Genomic DNA, 17,755 nt, shown 5'->3' on the forward strand with positions numbered 1-17,755 from the left:
AACATGCGCGATTATCTGATCCCCCCGCTCGTCCCCCCGGAGACGCCGCTGGCGATGCCGGAACAGGACTTCGACTGCCCGTTTCACGACAGCGACGCGCCAGAAGACAGCGCCGCCCATCCCAACGTCGCCATCTGGCGGATCCTTGCGTTTTCGCCTGCCATGGCGGCGACGCTCGGGCTTGGCTGGGTGATGAAAGGCTGGTTCATGGCTGACGGCATCACGGCACTGGAATGGGTGCTGCTGGTGCTGATCGCCTTCAACTTCTTCTGGATCACCTTCACCGTCTCCACCGTGCTTCTGGGCTTGTTCAGCCTGTCGCAAACCCGGCCACGGGTTGCACGCGGCCCGCGCAAACCGATGCGGGTGGCGCTCCTGGTGCCGGTCTATAACGAGGTGCCCTGGTATGTGCTCGGCAATGCCCGCTCAATGCTGGAAGAGCTGCGCGCGATCGGCGGCAAACACCGCTTTGACATGTTTATCCTGTCCGATACCCGCGACCCGGAGATCGCCGCGCAGGAAGAACAAAGCGTCCGCGCGCTTCATGCCGAATTGCCGGAAGGCATCACCCTTTACTATCGCCGCCGGGCCAAGAATACCGCGCGCAAGGTTGGCAATATCCACGACTGGGTGACCCGCTGGGGCGGTGCCTATGAGGCGATGCTGGTGCTGGACGCCGACAGCCTGATGACCGGGCGCGCGATTGTGCGCCTGACCGATGCCCTGTCGCGCGACCCGGCCGCCGGCCTCATCCAGAGCTTCCCGCAACTCATTGGGGCCCAATCTGTTTTTGGCCGCATGCAACAATTTGCCAATGGCGTCTATGGTCTGGCGCTGGCCGAAGGTCTGGCCCGTTGGACCGGCCACGAGGGCAACTATTGGGGCCATAATGCGATCATCCGCACCCGGGCCTTTGCCGCCTGTGCCGGCCTGCCGGAACTGCCGACCCTGACGGGCGGCACCTCGATCATCATGAGCCACGATTTTGTCGAAGCGGGCCTGTTGCGCCGGGCCGGCTGGCGGGTGCGGTTCCTGCCGCGTATCCGGGGCTCCTACGAGGAAACGCCTGCCACCCTGATCGACCATATCCAGCGGGACCGCCGCTGGTGCCAGGGCAACCTGCAACACTTGCGCATTCTCGGCACCACCGGGTTTCACGCGATGTCGCGTTTCCACCTGGCCCATGGCGCCATCGGCTATCTGATGGCGCCGGTCTGGTTCGCCCTCTTGGTGATCTGGGCGCTGATCGGCCATGACGAGGGCGGCTCCGTGCTGACCTATTTCTCAGAAACCAACCCGACGCGCCCCTCCTGGCCGGATATGAGCGAGCCGCGCCATGTCGCCGTGATCATCCTGATTTACGCGATGCTGCTGCTGCCCAAGGTGCTGTCGGTGGCAGCCCTGCCGCTGACCGGTCGGCGGATCGCCGATTATGGCGGCCTGGGTCAGTTCCTGCTGTCGATGCTGACCGAGATCCTGCTGGCGATCCTTTATGCCCCGATCCTGATGATCCAGCAGATGATCGCGGTTCTGCGCACCGTCTTTGGCCTGCAGAAAGGCTGGGCACCGCAGGCACGCGAAGGCGGCCACTACAGCCTTGCCACCCTGATCCAGTGCCATGCGCTGGAAACCGTCAGCGGCATCGCGCTCTGGGTGGGGGTCGCCTCCGGGCTGGTGTCGCTCTGGCTGGCGCCAATTGCCCTGTCGCTGGTGCTGGCGGTGCCGCTCTCGGCGCTGTCCAGCCTGCGGTTGCCACGCCGCTGGATGGGCACGGCAGAGGTGCTGCACGAACCCCAGATCAACCAGGCCGCACGCCACTATCGCCAGCTTTTGCGGCAAAACCTGCAAGGCAGCGCGGCGCCGGTTCAGGCCGCCGAATAACACCCTGTTGACACTGCATTGACACCGGGGGGCTCTGCGCTCCCCGGTGAAAACCGGGGTGCCGTTATGCCAGGATCACTCGGTGGCAGAGCGCCGCCGCATGGGATCTTCATACCAATCCAAGACCCGATCCGCCCAGCCCGAAGGCACGCCATGGCCACCGGGAAACAGCTCGAATGTGATCTCCGCCCCAGTCCCGCAGGACCAGCGCCGCAACATCAATGCCCCCGCCTGCCAGATCCGGTCCGGCGCATGCCCGCCGCAGCCCAGGGTCTCGCGCCACAGCTCCAGCCCCGCCCAGATGTCGCCCTGAATGAACCGCCCGCCGCCGAGGGTCCGGCCCTCCAGCGGAACGGTGCCATCCTTCCAGCCATGACTGTGGTAGAGTTCGACCGGACCCGCGCAATGCGTCGGCTGCGGCCGCCAGAACCCGCCCGACACCGGCAAATAGGCGGCAAAGGCCTCCGGGTCCTGGCAAGCGAGATAGTTCACCATAAAGGCCCCGGAGGAAAATCCCGCCAGAACAGAGGATTCGGCGTCGATATCAAAGCGCGCCGCCGCATCTTCCAGCACCGCAGGCAGAAACGCAAAATCATCGCGTCGCTCAGGATTGCCCGCCAGAAACGTCCAGCTGCGCGTGCCGCTGCCGGGGCGGGGTGCGCCGTCCGGCGCGATCACCGCATAGCCGCGCGCGGTCAGCGCCGACACCATGCCGGTCATCCGCAACACCCCCGCACCAGACCCGCCGTGCCCGTGCAGGAACATCACCGCCGGGGACGAACCGGTGCCGCCGACGCTGTCGCCCGCCGGCAGCACCAGGTGATAGCGGCCACCGATCATCTCGCAGGCCTCTGCCTCAGGTCCGCAGCCCGCCTGCGCGGCAGCGGGGGCGACCAACATCGCCACTGCGCTGAGGACGGCGGTTGAAAAAATCTCGGGAATAGGTCTCATGGCTCCGCCTGTCGGTTTGAACATGGGCCGGTCGGCCAAAATCTCGGGCCGCTCTCCCTCATGGCCCCCTCGAACCAGGGGGCGATTGCCCGGACCGTTGTCCGTTTTCTAACACGCATTCCGCGTCCGTCTGCCCTTGGCGGGGCCGCAGAGCGATCAACATCGCGTGTGCCGCCCACGATTTCGCCAGGTATCGGCGGCTACATTTCGACGCGGCCAACAGGAATTCCGCAAGATTCTGTCGGGAATGTCTGGAACAGCACCGCAAAATTCCTTAGTCAGCTCTCAGCTTGCAGCCTAATCTCTGCCTTCAAGATCAAACTGCCCGACCAGGAGAGTTATGACGTGTCCCTTTTCTTGATTGCGGCCCTGCCCTTTCTCGGCGCCCTGTTTCCCGCGCTGCTTATTCGTGCCGGCCGCAATGCCAGCGCGTCCTCTGCCGCTCTGGCCACAGGCCTGGCCTTCATCGGTCTGATGCTGCACGCCCCGGCGATCCTGCGCGGAGACACCGTGCAGGTCGGCATCGACTGGCTGCCTGCGCTGGGGCTGCATGTGAATTTCTTTCTCGACGGGCTGGGGTTCCTGTTTGCCACCATGATCCTCGGGATCGGGCTGCTGATCATCCTTTATGCGCGGTTCTACCTGTCGCGGCAGGACCCGATGGGGCAATTCTACACCTATCTGCTGCTGTTCCAGGGCGCGATGGTTGGTATCGTTCTGTCCGATAACATCCTGCTCTTGCTGATTTTCTGGGAACTGACCTCGCTGTCGTCCTTCCTGCTGATCGGCTATTGGAAACACCTGCCCGAGGGACGTCAGGGCGCGCGCATGGCGCTGACCGTCACCGGCATGGGCGGGCTGGCGATGATCGGCGGCATGCTGATCCTTGGCCATATCGCGGGCTCTTATGATATCAGCGTGATCCTGCAGAACCGCGAGGCGATCCAGTCGTCAGATCTCTACCTGCCCGCTCTGATCCTGATCCTGATCGGCGCCTTTACCAAATCGGCGCAGTTCCCGTTCCACTTCTGGCTGCCCCATGCGATGGCGGCGCCGACGCCGGTCTCGGCCTATCTGCACTCTGCCACCATGGTGAAGGCGGGGCTTTTCCTGATGGCCCGCCTGTGGCCGGTGCTGTCGGGCACGCCGGAATGGTTCTATATCGTCGCCACCACCGGGCTGGTGACCATGGTGATCGGCGCGGTGATTGCCCTGTTCAAGGACGACCTCAAGGCGCTGCTGGCCTTCTCCACCGTGTCGCATCTGGGCCTGATCACCATGCTTCTGGGGTTTGGCACCGAGGCGGCCGCGATTGCCGCCGTGTTCCACATCATCAACCATGCCACGTTCAAGGCGGCGCTATTCATGTCCGCCGGGATCGTCGACCACGAGACCCATACCCGCGACATCAAACGCCTGGGCGGCCTGCGCCACCTGATGCCGGTCACCTTTGTGATCGCCACCGTGGCGGCCCTGTCGATGGCAGGCATTCCGCCGCTCAACGGCTTCCTGTCCAAGGAAATGATGCTGGAGGAAGCCTCGCACACCTACTGGCTGCAAAGCCCCTATCTGATCGCCGGGCTTGCGACCCTCGCGGCGGTGTTCTCGGCGGCCTATTCCTTCCGCTATATCGGTCATGTCTTTCTCGGACCCAAGCGCACGGATTACCCGGCCAAGCCCCATGATCCCGGGTTTGGCATGTGGGCCTCGCCGGCGCTGCTGGTGGCGCTGGTGGTGCTGATCGGGCTGTTCTCGGCCACCATGGTCGGCCCGCTTGTCGATGCTGCCGCAGGTGCCGTGACCCAGGCCCATCCCCATGCCCATCTGAAGCTTTGGCACGGGGTGACCCCGGCGCTCTATATGTCGATCATCGCGGTGGTTGGCGGTCTGGTCCTGCTGGCCCTGCATGGCCCGCTGGAGCGGATCTGGACCGCCCTGCCCCGCCCCGAGGCCAAGGTGATCTTTGATCGCGTCGTCGCGGCGGCCACCACCCTGTCGCAGGGCATCACCGGGCGGCTGCACGACGGATCGCTGACCCGCTACGCGCTGATCATGGTCAGCTTTACCATCGCGATTTCCGTCTATGCCTATGCCACCGGCACCATCGGCGCGCCCAGCCGGGCGGTGCAGGCCATCGGCGTTCTGCCGCTGGTCGTCTGGATCTGCCTGATCGTTGCAACCAGCTGTATCGTGCTGTTCCACCGGCAACGCTTTCTGGCCCTGATCCTGATCGGGATCGTCGGCCTGGCCGTGTCGCTGGCCTTCAACTATCTCTCGGCACCGGATCTGGCGCTGACGCAGATCTCGGTCGAGGTGGTGACCATCATCCTGATGCTGCTGGCGCTGAACTTCCTGCCCAAGGAAACCCCGGCCGAGACCCCGGTCCTGCTGCGGCTGCGCGACGGGGTGATCTCGGTGATTGGCGGGCTTGGCGTGGGCGGGCTGATCTATGCGCTGATGCTGCGCGATTTCGCTGCACCGTCGATTTCCGAATTCCATCTGGCGAATTCCTACAAGGGCGGCGGCGGCACCAATGTGGTCAATGTGATCCTGGTCGATTTCCGCGGCTTTGACACCTTTGGCGAGATCATCGTGCTTGGCATTGCCGCATTGGTGATCTTTGCCCTGACCGAAGCGGTGCTGTCGACGCGCGTGCGCGCCTATCTGCTGAACCGCGAACCCGACATGCCCCAGGCAGGCGATACCCATCCGGGGCTGATGGTTGTCGTGACGCGGATGATGATGCCAGTGGCGCTGATGGTTGCGGCCTATATCTTCTTTCGCGGTCACAACCTGCCGGGCGGTGGTTTCATCGCCGGGCTGGTGGCGGCGATCGCGGTCATCATGCAATACATGGCTTCTGGTTTTGGCTGGGCGACCGAACGTCAGCGCATCCCCTATCACGGGATCATCGGCTCTGGCGTGCTGATCGCGGCGGCGACCGGGCTTGGCGCCTGGTTCAACGGGCAACCCTTCCTGACCTCCGCGTTTGGCTATGTCCATATCGCGCCGCTGGAAGAGTTCGAACTGGCCACCGCAGCCCTGTTTGATCTGGGCGTATTCCTCGCCGTGGTCGGCGCGGTGATGCTGGCGCTGGAAAGCCTCAGCCGCTTTGCCTGGCAGCCCGGCACCGTCACCAAACACGCCATGGACATCAACCCCGCGCGCGAGAGCGCGGCCCAAGACACCAACGAGGTCTGAGCATGGAATTTCTTGTCGCGTCGGCCGTCGGCCTACTGACCGCTGCCGGGATCTACCTGATCCTGCGGCGGCGCACGTTTCCGGTGATCCTTGGCACCTCGCTCCTGTCTTATGCGGTGAACGTGTTTCTGTTTGCCACCGGGCGACTGGTCACCAACGCACCGCCGATCCTGAACAAATACGCCGATGTGCCCTATACCGACCCGCTGCCGCAGGCGCTGGTGCTGACGGCCATCGTGATCTCTTTCGGGATGACGGCCGTTGTGGTGATGGTGGCGCTCGGCGCCTATCTCAGCGCCAAGGATGACCGCATCAACATGGACGACACCCCAGCCACCCCGGGAGAGGACGCATGAACCATTTGCTGATTGCGCCCATCGTGCTGCCCGCGCTGGTGGCGCCCTTCATCATCATGACCCTGCGGTTCCACATCGACCTGCAGCGGATCTTTTCGATTGCCTCCAACGTCCTGCTGGTTGCCATCGCCCTGGCCCTTGCGGTGCAGGCAGCGGATGGCACCGTGCAGGTTTACGAATTGGGGGACTGGCAGGCTCCGTTTGGCATCGTGCTGGTGCTGGACCGGCTCTCGGCCATGATGGTGCTCTTGACGACGCTGCTGGCGCTTGCGGTCAACCTCTATGCGGTCGGCAGCAACTGGGACGCACGCGGGCAGAATTTCCACCCCCTGTACCAGTTTCAGCTGATGGGCATCATTGGGGCATTTCTGACCGGTGACGCCTTCAACCTGTTCGTGTTCTTCGAAGTGCTGCTGATCGCCTCCTACGGGCTGATGATCCATGCCGGCGGCACCCGGCGGTTTCAGGCCGGGGTGCAATATGTGGTCTACAACCTGCTCGGCTCCACCCTGTTCCTGTTTGCGCTCGGCACCATCTATTCGGTCACCGGCACCCTCAACATGGCCGATCTGGCGCTGCGCGTGGCCGAGCTTCCGGTCGAAGACAGCGCCCTGATCCGGGTCGGTGCGGTGATGCTGCTGCTGGTCTTTGCGATCAAGGCCTCCCTGTTGCCGCTGCATTTCTGGCTGCCGGCCTCCTATGCCCATGCCCCGGCGCCGGTGGCGGCGCTGTTTGCGATCATGACCAAGGTCGGCGCCTATGCGATCCTGCGGATGTTCACGCTTGTTTTCGGCCCCGATGTTGCGGTGGTCTCCGGTCTGGTGGGCGATTGGCTGCTGCCTGCTGCCCTGCTGACCGTTGCGGTGGGCGCCATCGGCGTCCTTGGCGCGCGTGAAATCGGGCGCTTGATGTCCTTTGGCGCGATCACCTCGGTCGGCACGCTGCTGACCGCGATTGCCCTGTTCACCCCCGAGGCCACGGCGGCCGCGCTTTATTACACGGTGCATTCCACGCTTGCCGCGGCGGCGTTGTTCCTGGTGGCCGACATGGTCCGCGAACGTCAGGGCGGTGCCATTTCCGCAAGGCCGGTCATGGCGCAAAGCGGCCTGATCTCGGTGCTGTTCTTCGTGGCAGCCATCGCCACCGCAGGCATGCCGCCCTTGTCGGGGTTCCTGGGCAAGCTGCTGATCCTTGATGCCGCGCGAACCTCCGCGTTGTCGGTCTGGATCTGGGCCGTGATCCTGGCCAGCTCGCTCGTCACCATCATGGGGTTTGCCCGTGCCGGCACGCTGATCTTCTGGAAATCCCACGGGCTGAGCACCGATGACACCCAGACCACGCCCGAGGGCGACGCCGACGCCGCCCCGTCAGAGGAGGACCAGAATGCAGCGCCGGTGACACCGCGTCCCGCCGCCCTGCCCTTTGTCGCCCTCTTCGCCCTCCTGGCCGGGCTGGTCGCGCTCACCGTCTTTGCCGGTCCGATGAGCCGCTACACCACCGCCACGGCCCAGGATCTGTTTGCGCCACAAGCCTATATCGAAACCGTTCTGGCCAATCGCGACCGCCCGGTCACCGATGCGCCCTACGAGACAACGGCAGAACACAAGGCCGACGATCACAGCGCCGACAGCCACGGTGACGACACCGCAACCGAGGAGAGCCACTGATGAAGCTTTTGAACCGCCTGCTGCCGCATCCGCTGCTGACGCTGATGCTGACGGTGATCTGGCTGCTGCTGGTGAACCGCTTCTCGCTCAATTCACTGCTGTTCGGCTTTGTGCTGGGGCTGTTGATCCCGGTCGCGACCCAGCCCTATTGGCCCAACCGGCCCAAGCTGAAGCGCCCGATCAAGCTGGTGCCCTATGTCGCCCTGGTGATGTGGGATATCGTGGTGGCCAACTTTGCCGTTGCCCGGATCGTCCTGTTCATGCCCAACAGCAAACGCAAGCCCGCCTGGGTCGAGATCCCGCTGGACATCCGCACCCCCGAGGCGATTGCGATGCTGGGGGGCACCATCACCATGACACCGGGCACCCTCACTGCCGACATCTCGGCTGAGGGGCGTTCCCTGCTGGTCCATTGCCTGCATGCCCCCGACGTCGACGAGATCCGGAACGAGATCAAGACCCGCTATGAAGCCCGCCTGAAGGAGATCTTCGGATGATCGACTATGCCTATGTCTTTACCTTTGGCTGTTTCGCGCTGGCGCTGCTGATGAACCTGTGGAAGATCCTGACCGCGACCGAGATCACCGACCGGATCCTGGCGCTGGACACCATGTTCATCAATGCCATTGCCCTGGTGCTGCTGTTCGGCGTGATTGCCGGATCTGAGATCTTTTTCGAAGCGGTGCTGATCATGGCCATGCTCGGCTTTATTTCCACCGTGGCCTATGCGCGCTTCTTGCTGCGCGGCAATATCATCGAGTGAGGTGCGCGACATGATCATTGATCTTCTTATCACTGTCAGCCTGGTCACCGGCGGCATCTTCGGCTTTGTCGGCTCATTCGGTCTGCTGAAACTCAACGACCCGATGTCGCGGATGCATGCCCCGACCAAGGCCACCACGCTGGGGGTGGGCGGGGTTCTGATCGGCTCCATGGCACACGCCTGGGCCTACGAGGGCCATGCCTCGGCGCATGAGCTGCTGATCACCCTGTTCCTGCTGGGCACGGCGCCGGTCACGGCGAATTTCCTTGCCAAGGTCTATATCAACCAGCAAACCAAACCCAGCGACCTGCCCGGCCCCGGGGCCTGCGCCCTCTGGGCGACCCACGACAAGTCAGAGCATCAGCCGCCCACCGAACAGCCCAAAGCCTGACGGCCACCCCGGGAAACCGCCCCGCAGCCCGTCCCCAACAGCAAGGTCTGGCCCGCGATGATGACGCATTCCGATCTGCCCCTGACGCGGGACCTGGTGCTGGTGGGCGGTGGCCATAGCCATGCGCTGGTGCTGCGCATGTGGGGGATGGCGCCGCTGGCGGGCGTGCGTCTGACCGTGATCAACCCCGGCCCCACCGCGCCCTATTCCGGCATGTTGCCCGGGTTTGTCGCCGGTCATTACCCGCGCGAGGCGCTGGATATCGACCTGGTGCAACTGGCCCGCTTTGCCGGGGCGCGGCTGGTGCTGGGGTCTGCGACCGCGATCAACCCACAGACCAAACAGATCCACCTGCCGGGCCGCCCTGCAATTGCCTATGACGTGGCTTCGGTGGACATTGGCATCACCTCAGACATGCCCGCCCTTGCGGGGTTTGGCGAACACGCCCGGCCGGCGAAACCGCTTGGCGCCTTTGCAACCGCCTGGGAGGCGTTTCGCGATGGCACAGGACCCGCCCGGATTGCCTGCATCGGCGGCGGGGTCGCCGGGGTCGAGCTGATCCTTGCCATGGCCCATGCCCTGCGCCAACAGAACCGACTGGCCCAGGCCACGCTGATCGACGCCGGCGCGGCGCTCTCGGCCCTGGGACCGCGCAGCATCGCCCGTCTGCAAAAGGCGCTGCGGGCGCAGCAGGTCACAGTGCTGGAAAACGCCCCCCTTGCCGAGGTCACCGCAACCGGCCTGCGCCTGCAGGACGGCCGCGAGATCGCCAGCGATTTCACCGTCGGAGCCGCCGGCGCGCGCCCCTATGACTGGCTTCGGGACACCGGCCTGACCCATCACGAAGGCGCGCTGGTGGTCACCGACAGGCTGCAGACCTCCGACCCGGACATCTTTGCCAGCGGTGACTGCGCGCATATGGCATTTGCCCCGCGCCCCAAGGCCGGCGTCTTTGCCGTGCGCCAGGCGCCGGTGCTTTTCCACAACCTCCGCGCGGCCCTGTCGGGGGGGCGGATGCGCCGCTACCGCCCGCAGGCGGACTATCTCAAGCTGATTTCGATGGGGTCGAAAACCGCCTTGGCCGACCGGGGCAGCCGGTCCTACGCCGGCCCGCTGCTGTGGCACTTGAAGGACCGGATCGACCGTCGGTTCATGGCGAAATTCGCGGCCCTGCCAGTGATGGCGCCACCCGCCCTGCCGCAGCCTCACGCCAAGGGCCTGGCCGACGCCCTGGGCGACAAACCGCTCTGTGGCGGCTGCGGCTCCAAAGTCGGGCGGGGCAGCCTGAGGCACGGGATCGGCGCCCACGCCGGCGCCGCCCGCGATGATGTCACGCCCCTGCCCGGCGACGATGCCGCGCAGCTGCGGACAGGCGAGGTCACACAGGTCCTCAGCACCGATCACCTGCGCGCCTTTACCAATGATCCCTTCACCATGACCCGGATCAGCGCCCAGCATGCGCTGAACGATATCTGGGCGATGGGGGCACAGCCGCAGGCGGCCACCCTGACGCTGATCCTGCCGCGTCAGTCGCCTGCCTTGCTGCAACGGCAACTGGCTGAAATCATGGCTGCCGCCGATCAGGAGATGGCAGCGGCCGGCGTTGCCATCGTCGGCGGGCATACCTCCATCGGGGCCGAGCTGACGGTGGGGTTCACGCTTACCGGGCTTTGTGACCGCGCCCCGATCACCCTGTCCGGCGCGCGACCGGGCGACCATCTGATCCTGACGAAACCGATTGGCTCCGGCACGATTTTGGCCGCCGAAATGTCCGGTCAGGCGCGCGGGCGCTGGGTGGCCGGGGCGCTGGAAACCATGTGCCAGAGCCAGCGAAAGGCGGCCCAGATCCTGGCCGAGGAGGCCCATGCGATGACCGATGTCACCGGCTTTGGCCTGCTGGGGCATCTGCAGGGGCTCTGCGCTGCTTCGGGCCTTGGCGCCCAGATCCGGTTTGAAGCGGTGCCCAAACTGCGGGGCGCGGCAGAACTGGCCATCGCCGGGGTGCGCTCCAGCCTGTTTGCGGAAAACGCCGCCCTCCTGCCGCAGATCCAGGCCACCGGGGCGCGTGCGCTGCTGTTTGATCCGCAGACCTCGGGCGGACTCTTGGCCTGTGTCGCGCCGGAACAGTCGGAAATGCTGCTGACCCGCCTGCGCGCGCAGGGCTACCGCGCGGCAGAGATCGGCGTGATGCGCGGGCCCGGGGATGGCATCATTCTCCGCGACCCGCCGTCACCGCCGCCGCGCTGAGGGCGTCAAGCCGTGCCAGGATGTCGCCCGCCGCCGCTGTCCGGTCCGCCTGTCCAAGCCCCGGCAACATGACCCGACCAAGAACTTCGGTCCGGTAGCGGCCCCGCGCCTTGCGATAGGCGGGGTCATAGTGGTCCTGCATCAGCCGCGCCGTCAGCGCCGCCTTGTCGCCGGCCTCGATCAGCGCCATCCAGTCATCCACCACCGCATGAGAGCGATGCACCCGCAGCGGATCGAGCTGGCGGCGCAGCCTGTCCTGATCCGACAGAATGTCCGCATAGGCCGCGACCAGATAGTCACAGCGCGCCGCAAAGGGCGCATCGAGATCTATGCGCGGCGCTGATTTCATTGCCTCCCACAGGCACGGCGGCAGGATCCGGGCCCCGATCTTGCTGGCCTCCGCCTCGACCAGCACCGGCCGGCTGAGGTCCATCCGGGCCAGGGCACAGGCGATGTCGCTCTCGAAACGTTTCTGGCTGGGCTGGCCGCCGGCTCGCTCGCCCAGCAGGGATCCGCGATGGCGCGCCAGCCCCTCCAGGTCCAGAACCTGCCCGCCCAGACGCGCGACCTCCTGCAGGATTTCGGTCTTGGCGGTGCCGGTCAGCCCGTCCAGCAGCACCAGCCGATGCGCCACCGGCGTTACATAAAGCGCGTCATGCACCAGCCTGCGATAGGATTGATAGCCGCCGTCAACCACCTCTGCGCGCCAGCCGATCTGCCGCAACATCCAGGTAAAACTGCCCGACCGCTGCCCGCCGCGCCAGCAATAGACCAGCGGTTTCCAGCCGCCGTCGTGATGGCTCAGATGGTGTTCTATGTGGTTGGCGGCGTTGCGAAAAACCATCGCCGCCCCCAGCTTGCGCGCCAGAAAGGGGCTCTGCTGCACATAGATCGTGCCAACCTCGGCGCGTTCATCATTGTCCAGCACCGGCAAGTTGATCGCCCCCGGCACATGATCCTCGGCAAATTCGGCCGGGCTGCGCACGTCGATCACAGTATCGTGCGCATGGATCAGAAAATCTGAAAGTGTTTGAAACGTCAGCGACATGCTCCATCTCTAGCGGCAAGGGTGGAACAACAAAACCGAAATTGATCGTCAGCGCGCCGGATCGGCTGGAGAGAGGCATACTCCTCCGCGTTCAGCGCACCTGCAGACCCGGCCGGATGTCGTTCGCCCGCAATGCCCCCAGGTGCGTCCCGGAGGGCCCCAAACCCTGAGTTGCGTAGAAAGCCCGCCATGCCGGACCCGGATGTAGACATCGAGCTGTTGCCCGCGACGCTGATCCGCCGGCTGAACCAGTTGGCCGTGGCGCGTTTCATGTCTACCATGGCCGCAACTGGGCATGACCTGACGCCGGTGCAATTCTCGGCCCTGTCCAGTCTGCAATCACATCCCGGTGTCGATCAGGCGACCCTGGCCGGGCTGATCGGCTATGACCGGGCGACACTAGGCAAGGTGGTGGAACGGCTGGAGAGCAAATGCCTGGTCAAGCGTCAGGTCCGCAGCACCGACCGGCGGGCCCGCAACCTGCATCTGACGCCGGCCGGCGACGCGCTGGTGACCGAGGTCCGCCCCCATGTGATCGCCATTCAGCCCAAGATCCTCGCCGGGCTCACTGCGGCAGAGCGGGCGCGGCTGATCCGCCTTTTGTCCCGTGCCGTCCTCAGCGCCGAACAGGACCAGCACGACGCGCCGCGCATGGTCTGGCACAGCTGACATCACAGCCGCAGCGGCCCCGTCAGATCAGCGGCCCGGTGTCCGATGGCGGGTGCGCGACGGGGTCCGGATCAAACGGCTCGATCAGGTCCGGCCCGGCGGCGCGGTTGGAATTGACCACGGGATCGACCCGGTGAAAGGCCAGCGCCCCCTCCGGGCCGGGCTGCATCAGGCGCGACGCCCCCTTGCCCGCCTCCCCCAGCCACAGCGCCCAGTCCTGCGGCGCCAGGATCAGCGGCATCCGGTGGTGAAGCCCGGCCATCTGCCGGTTGGCGGCGGTGGTGACGATGGCACAGGTGTCAAAGGCATCGGCCTGTGCTTGCCCCTGCCCCTGGCTGTTTTGCCCCTGCCAGCTTTGCCAGACTGCGGCAAAGGCCAAAGGCGCGCCATCGGCGCGATGGATGTACCAGGGCAGTCGGCGGCCGGCGGCATCCTTGGTCCATTCATAAAACCCCGTCGCCGGGATCAGGCAGCGCCGGGCGCGGCAGGCCTCCCGAAAGGCGGGTTTTTCGGCCAGGGTTTCGGCGCGCGCATTGATCAGCAGCGGACCAGAGTTTTCCGCATCATACCAGCTGGGCAGGAACCCCCAACGCATCGCGACAAGGCGCCGCCCCAGATCAGAAGCACGGACCACATGCACCGGGTCGGTGGGGCAAATATTGTAATTCGGCACCGGTGGCAGGGTGTTGGCAGGCTGCGCCGCAAAGAGCCGCACCATGGCATCGGCGGGCGTGGTGTTGGAAATCCGGCCACACATGCCGCGTCACCCGCGCCTGCGGGCCAGTTCGATCCGCGCTTCGGTCAGCGACATGTCTGCAATGATCTTGCGCCGTTTGGTGCGGTCTCCCGTCTCGCGCAGCTCGGCCCGCAGCCGCGCCAGCTCCCGGCTGAGTGACACCACCTCGGGCACCGCGCCGCTGTCCTTCAGAATGCGGTTCATCACCGCGTTTTCGGGATCCTCACAGGGCGGCAAAGGCTGGCCTGCCCCCTTGAGATTATCAAAGGCACCCTCCGTTTCGGCGCGTGCGATCCGCGCATTGATAAGGTCGATCAGCGGGTGGTCCATGGCGTCTTGAAAAAGCCTGCATCGGGTCGGTCAAACCCCAGATACACCGCCGCAGGCGCGCGGTCCATCGCTCCGTGCCTCCCGACAGCATGTTACACGAAATCAAACACATCCCGTGTCAGATCCGCGATCTCCACATCCTCGAGTATCAGGGTGGTCTGGGCGAATCGGACCACCACATCGTCGCCGCTGTCGGAGAAGTCCAATTGGCCATAGCGCCGTGCGCCGCTGGTGATCTCGATCTGATCCCGCGCATCGTTGAAATCGCGGATGGTATCCTCGCCAGAGTTCCGGCCAAAGACAAAAACATCGCGCCCGCCGCCGCCGACCAGCCTGTCGTCGCCGCCGCCGCCGTTCAGGGTATCGTTGCCCCGATTGCCCTTCAGCACATCACGCCCATTCTGCCCCAACAGGAGGTCATCCCCCGACCCGCCACTCAGGCGATCCGCGCCGCCGCCGCCGTTCAGATCGTCATTGCCACTCTGCCCGTTCACGCGGTCCCGCCCGCCACCGCCAAAGAGCCGATCCGCACCGGCGCCGCCGTTCACAAGATCATTGCCGCCATCGCCGCGCAGGGTGTCATCGCCGCCGTTGCCGCTTATACGATCATTGCCACCGAAGCCCCGCACGTCATCTGCATAGGCGGACAAGGAAAACACATCCACGCCAGACAGCGCCTGCACCATCAAAGCCGCGTCATCCGCGGTGGAGGCGGTTGCCGACGCGTTAAAAATCGCCACAGCGCTCATCGCGATGCCGCTCACCTGGTAGTAGTAATAGAAGTCTCCGCCGGAGTAGCTGCCATCCAGAAAGCCGGTCACCGTCCCGCCGGTCGGAATGCCGTCCGAGGACACCGAAATTCCGGAACCGCCGAAAATCGTGCTGTAATATCCGCCGTAATAATATTCTATTTCAAGGACGTCCTCATACGTCACACCACCGAACGTGTAATGGGCATCATTGGAGAAATAGCTGTACACATAATTGGTGTAGAGGAGACCCAGATTGAGATTGTTCAGATTAAAGGCACTGTACGTCGTAATATTCGCCACGGAAAATTCCTTCTTTCTTAATGCCTTGGCCCATATGGCCCATCGTCTGACCCTGCACAGGTATTTTGTTGCAATTGGGCGATTGCAGCCCGCATTTGCACCCTCTGGGAAATGGGCCGCGTTTCCTCTCCAATGAATGCCCCATTTTACGCTGCGGGGGAATAAAGATTTAGGGTCGTGACCCGAATTAACCCCCGCCGGATCGCGCCGACGGGGGTTAATGATATGTTACCGATATGTCACACATGTTGACCCATTGTTTCGCGCACGAAACAATGGGTCAGAAGTGCTGACTTACTTCTTGCTGATGCGACCGTCGGTATAGGCACTGTAAGGGCCTGATGCGGCAAGGTATTCGGCGACGACATCGGCCAGATCCGGACCAAAGTCATAGGCGTTCTTGTCATCGCCGGCGAACATCTTGTAGCCATCCCCGCCGTTGCGAACGTAGTTGTTGGACACCACGCCATAGGTTTTGGCCGGGTCGATCGCCACATAGGCGTCGCCTTCCATCACCATCACGTCAGAGATACGCGCGCCCGGTTCCTGAGCGGGATCAAAGGTGAACTTCATCCCCGCCACCTGCGGGAAGCGGCCGGCGCCCTCTTCGATTTGGCCGACACCGTTTTCCAGCGCGTCGATCATCGTCTGGCCGGTCACTTCGAAGGTCGAGAGCGTGTTCTGGAACGGCAGGACAGAGAGAACCTCGCCCATCGTCACTTCGCCCGCATCAATGGAGGACCGCAGACCGCCCCCGTTCTGGATCGCGATGGTGACGCCCTGATCCTTCACCCGGTCGAGCATGGCATCGGCCACCAGATTGCCCATCGCACATTCGCCGGCCCGGCAGACATCGCGCGAGCCATCGACGGTATCGGTGGTCTCGGCAACCACGCGGGTTTTCATTTCCTCGATCGGAGCGCCCATTTCGGCGACACGCGCCGCGATATCCGCATCCGGTGTCACCGAGGCATCCAGCAAGATCGGCTCGCCTTCGGCAGAGATCACATTGCCTTCGTCATCAAAGGTGACCGTCAGCTCGCCCAGATATTTGGAATAAGCATAGGCCTGAACCACCGGAACCCCGCCCGCCATCATCGGATAGGGACCAGCGGCCCGGTCGGACGTGTTGGACAAAAGGGTATGCGAATGGCCGCCAACCACCAGATCCAGCCCGGGCACCTTTTCCGCGATTTCCAGATCCTTGGCCAGACCGACATGGGTCAGCGCAATGATCTTGTTGATGCCCTCGGCCTGCAGCGCCTCGACATCGGCGGTCAGGCTGTCGATTTCATCCTGAAAGACCACATTCGGACCGGGCGAAGATGTTTCGACCGTATCGGTGGCCAGCGCGGAGATAATGCCGATCTTCTCGCCACCGATCTCCAGCACGACGTGATTCTTCACCTTGCCCTTCAGCAGCGGCTCTGATGTCAGGTCAAGGTTGCCGGAGATCACCGGGAAAGACACGGTATCCACGAAAGCTTCCAACCCGGCCGGACCATCGTCGAATTCGTGGTTGCCCACCGCCATCGCGTCATAGCCGATGGCCTCCATGAATTCGGCCTCGGCGGCACCTTTGTAGGTGGTATAGAACAATGAGCCCTGGAACGGATCGCCCGCATCCAGCAGAACCACGTTCTGCCCGTCAAGCGCGGCACGCATCTCGTCGACCTTGGCCTTGACCCGCGCCACACCGCCAAAACAGCTGCCTTCTGCTTCGCCCTCGGCGTCGCAGGTGGAATCGTATTTGTTGATCGATTCAATCCGGCTGTGGATGTCATTGGTGTGCAGGATGGTCAGCTTGTAATCCGCAGCCGCCAGGCCGGCTGTCAGCCCCAGCGCAGCAACCGATGTCAGGAAACGTGTCATCATTGGTTAAATCCTCTCCTTGTTATGCCACCGCTACCGATGGTTGTTATGACGTTGATACTCGGGATCTTTGCCCAAACAGTCAAAAACAAACTTACGTGACAGAGCCCGATCGACCCTAGGGAAACTTTGACCTGCCATTTGCATAAGCGCCCTTGCGCAAGAGGGTAGACTGGGGGCATGACACCGCCATGCTGATTTACAAAATTTTCCGTGACGATGAATGGCGCGCCCTTGAGGCCGCCGGTGAAACCAATGGCGCGCCCGTGGACCTTGCGGACGGCTACATCCATTTCTCCACCGCGACCCAGGCCGCTGAAACCGCCGCGAAACATTTCGCCGGGGCCGAGGGGCTGTGGCTTCTGGCCTTCGAAGCCGAGGCATTGGGCGAGGCCCTGATCTGGGAGCCGTCGCGCGGTGGGGCGTTGTTTCCGCATCTCTACCGGCCCTTGCGGCTGGAGGAGATGACCTGGGTCAAGCCGCTGCCGCTGGTCGAGGGTCGCCATCAGTTCCCGGCCGAGATGGTCTGAGACTGGTCTGAGACTGGTCTGAGACTGGTCTGAGACGCCGCCCCCTCCCCCAGGCCTGCCC

Annotated in this window: 16 protein-coding genes; 10 read left to right on the top strand and 6 right to left on the bottom strand. The window is 64.1% G+C overall.

The annotated features are described in order from the left end of the window. The first annotated feature begins 3 nt into the window (after positions 1-3). Entirely contained in the window at positions 4-1,881 is a 1,878-nt protein-coding gene (gene mdoH / locus TRIHO_RS14080) for a glucans biosynthesis glucosyltransferase MdoH (RefSeq protein WP_068244921.1), read from the top strand. Between the two features lie 75 nt (positions 1,882-1,956). Here mdoH and TRIHO_RS14085 read toward each other — a convergent pair whose 3' ends face one another. Then, a complete protein-coding gene (locus TRIHO_RS14085) occupies positions 1,957-2,832 on the bottom strand; it encodes an alpha/beta hydrolase family esterase (RefSeq protein ID WP_068244957.1) in 876 nt (291 codons plus the stop codon). 345 nt (positions 2,833-3,177) lie between these two features. Between TRIHO_RS14085 and TRIHO_RS14090 the strand changes: the two genes are divergently transcribed. Genes TRIHO_RS14090 through selD form a run of 7 tightly spaced genes read left to right on the top strand, consistent with a single transcriptional unit; the run spans position 3,178 to position 11,457 of the window. Beyond that, positions 3,178-6,033 (top strand): monovalent cation/H+ antiporter subunit A, encoded by a 2,856-nt coding sequence (locus TRIHO_RS14090; RefSeq protein ID WP_068244922.1) that lies wholly within the window; start codon positions 3,178-3,180, stop codon positions 6,031-6,033. Between the two features lie 2 nt (positions 6,034-6,035). Then, on the top strand, positions 6,036-6,389 hold the full coding sequence (locus TRIHO_RS14095; protein WP_068244923.1) for a Na+/H+ antiporter subunit C: 354 nt from the start codon (positions 6,036-6,038) through the stop codon (positions 6,387-6,389). Beyond that, positions 6,386-8,056 (top strand): monovalent cation/H+ antiporter subunit D, encoded by a 1,671-nt coding sequence (locus tag TRIHO_RS14100; protein WP_068244924.1) that lies wholly within the window; start codon positions 6,386-6,388, stop codon positions 8,054-8,056. Before TRIHO_RS14095 ends, TRIHO_RS14100 begins: the two co-directional genes overlap by 4 nt. Further along, positions 8,056-8,553 carry a Na+/H+ antiporter subunit E gene (locus TRIHO_RS14105; RefSeq protein ID WP_068244926.1) on the top strand — a complete coding sequence of 166 codons (498 nt, stop codon included), beginning with the start codon at positions 8,056-8,058 and terminating at the stop codon, positions 8,551-8,553. Before TRIHO_RS14100 ends, TRIHO_RS14105 begins: the two co-directional genes overlap by 1 nt. Then, a complete protein-coding gene (locus TRIHO_RS14110; protein WP_068244929.1) occupies positions 8,550-8,819 on the top strand; it encodes a K+/H+ antiporter subunit F in 270 nt (89 codons plus the stop codon). Before TRIHO_RS14105 ends, TRIHO_RS14110 begins: the two co-directional genes overlap by 4 nt. Positions 8,820-8,829: 10 nt before the next feature. Next, positions 8,830-9,210, top strand: a complete 381-nt coding sequence (locus TRIHO_RS14115) for a Na+/H+ antiporter subunit G (protein ID WP_068244960.1) — start codon at positions 8,830-8,832, stop codon at positions 9,208-9,210. Between the two features lie 60 nt (positions 9,211-9,270). Next, on the top strand, positions 9,271-11,457 hold the full coding sequence (gene selD, locus TRIHO_RS14120; RefSeq protein ID WP_068244963.1) for a selenide, water dikinase SelD: 2,187 nt from the start codon (positions 9,271-9,273) through the stop codon (positions 11,455-11,457). Here the strand turns inward: selD and mnmH are convergent. Then, positions 11,420-12,505 (bottom strand): tRNA 2-selenouridine(34) synthase MnmH, encoded by a 1,086-nt coding sequence (mnmH, locus tag TRIHO_RS14125; RefSeq protein WP_068244932.1) that lies wholly within the window; start codon positions 12,503-12,505, stop codon positions 11,420-11,422. The two genes, selD and mnmH, sit on opposite strands and share 38 nt — an antisense overlap. Before the next feature lie 189 nt (positions 12,506-12,694). Between mnmH and TRIHO_RS14130 the strand changes: the two genes are divergently transcribed. Then, entirely contained in the window at positions 12,695-13,174 is a 480-nt protein-coding gene (locus TRIHO_RS14130) for a MarR family winged helix-turn-helix transcriptional regulator (protein WP_068244935.1), read from the top strand. 22 nt (positions 13,175-13,196) lie between these two features. Here the strand turns inward: TRIHO_RS14130 and TRIHO_RS14135 are convergent, their stop codons facing one another. The 4 genes from TRIHO_RS14135 to TRIHO_RS14150 form a co-directional block, all read right to left on the bottom strand. After that, positions 13,197-13,931, bottom strand: coding sequence for an SOS response-associated peptidase (locus tag TRIHO_RS14135; protein WP_068244938.1), 735 nt, complete (start codon positions 13,929-13,931; stop codon positions 13,197-13,199). Positions 13,932-13,937: 6 nt separating this feature from the next. Beyond that, positions 13,938-14,240: a DnaJ family domain-containing protein gene (locus TRIHO_RS14140; RefSeq protein ID WP_068244941.1), complete on the bottom strand. Its 303-nt coding sequence runs from the start codon at positions 14,238-14,240 to the stop codon at positions 13,938-13,940. Between the two features lie 92 nt (positions 14,241-14,332). Next, positions 14,333-15,292, bottom strand: a complete 960-nt coding sequence (locus tag TRIHO_RS14145) for a calcium-binding protein (RefSeq protein ID WP_068244944.1) — start codon at positions 15,290-15,292, stop codon at positions 14,333-14,335. Positions 15,293-15,586: 294 nt separating this feature from the next. Next, positions 15,587-17,167 carry a bifunctional metallophosphatase/5'-nucleotidase gene (locus TRIHO_RS14150; RefSeq protein WP_068244946.1) on the bottom strand — a complete coding sequence of 527 codons (1,581 nt, stop codon included), beginning with the start codon at positions 17,165-17,167 and terminating at the stop codon, positions 15,587-15,589. 188 nt (positions 17,168-17,355) lie between these two features. On the opposite strand from TRIHO_RS14150, the gene TRIHO_RS14155 reads away from it, so the two are divergent. Further along, complete coding sequence (locus tag TRIHO_RS14155; RefSeq protein WP_068244949.1) at positions 17,356-17,694, top strand: DUF952 domain-containing protein; 339 nt, start codon at positions 17,356-17,358, stop codon at positions 17,692-17,694. Positions 17,695-17,755 lie beyond the last annotated feature (61 nt).

Source organism: Tritonibacter horizontis (genome assembly GCF_001518015.1).
GTDB lineage: Bacteria > Pseudomonadota > Alphaproteobacteria > Rhodobacterales > Rhodobacteraceae > Epibacterium > Epibacterium horizontis.

Bases quoted from the DNA above. Each gene is read 5' to 3' on its own strand.
- mdoH (WP_068244921.1), top strand. From the start codon at position 4: ATGCGCGATTATCTGATCCCCCCGCTCGTCCCCCCGGAGACGCCGCTG.
- TRIHO_RS14085 (WP_068244957.1), bottom strand. From the start codon at position 2,832: ATGAGACCTATTCCCGAGATTTTTTCAACCGCCGTCCTCAGCGCAGTG.
- TRIHO_RS14095 (WP_068244923.1), top strand. From the start codon at position 6,036: ATGGAATTTCTTGTCGCGTCGGCCGTCGGCCTACTGACCGCTGCCGGG.
- TRIHO_RS14100 (WP_068244924.1), top strand. From the start codon at position 6,386: ATGAACCATTTGCTGATTGCGCCCATCGTGCTGCCCGCGCTGGTGGCG.
- TRIHO_RS14105 (WP_068244926.1), top strand. From the start codon at position 8,056: ATGAAGCTTTTGAACCGCCTGCTGCCGCATCCGCTGCTGACGCTGATG.
- TRIHO_RS14110 (WP_068244929.1), top strand. From the start codon at position 8,550: ATGATCGACTATGCCTATGTCTTTACCTTTGGCTGTTTCGCGCTGGCG.
- TRIHO_RS14115 (WP_068244960.1), top strand. From the start codon at position 8,830: ATGATCATTGATCTTCTTATCACTGTCAGCCTGGTCACCGGCGGCATC.
- selD (WP_068244963.1), top strand. From the start codon at position 9,271: ATGACGCATTCCGATCTGCCCCTGACGCGGGACCTGGTGCTGGTGGGC.
- mnmH (WP_068244932.1), bottom strand. From the start codon at position 12,505: ATGTCGCTGACGTTTCAAACACTTTCAGATTTTCTGATCCATGCGCAC.
- TRIHO_RS14130 (WP_068244935.1), top strand. From the start codon at position 12,695: ATGCCGGACCCGGATGTAGACATCGAGCTGTTGCCCGCGACGCTGATC.
- TRIHO_RS14135 (WP_068244938.1), bottom strand. From the start codon at position 13,931: ATGTGTGGCCGGATTTCCAACACCACGCCCGCCGATGCCATGGTGCGG.
- TRIHO_RS14140 (WP_068244941.1), bottom strand. From the start codon at position 14,240: ATGGACCACCCGCTGATCGACCTTATCAATGCGCGGATCGCACGCGCC.
- TRIHO_RS14150 (WP_068244946.1), bottom strand. From the start codon at position 17,167: ATGATGACACGTTTCCTGACATCGGTTGCTGCGCTGGGGCTGACAGCC.
- TRIHO_RS14155 (WP_068244949.1), top strand. From the start codon at position 17,356: ATGCTGATTTACAAAATTTTCCGTGACGATGAATGGCGCGCCCTTGAG.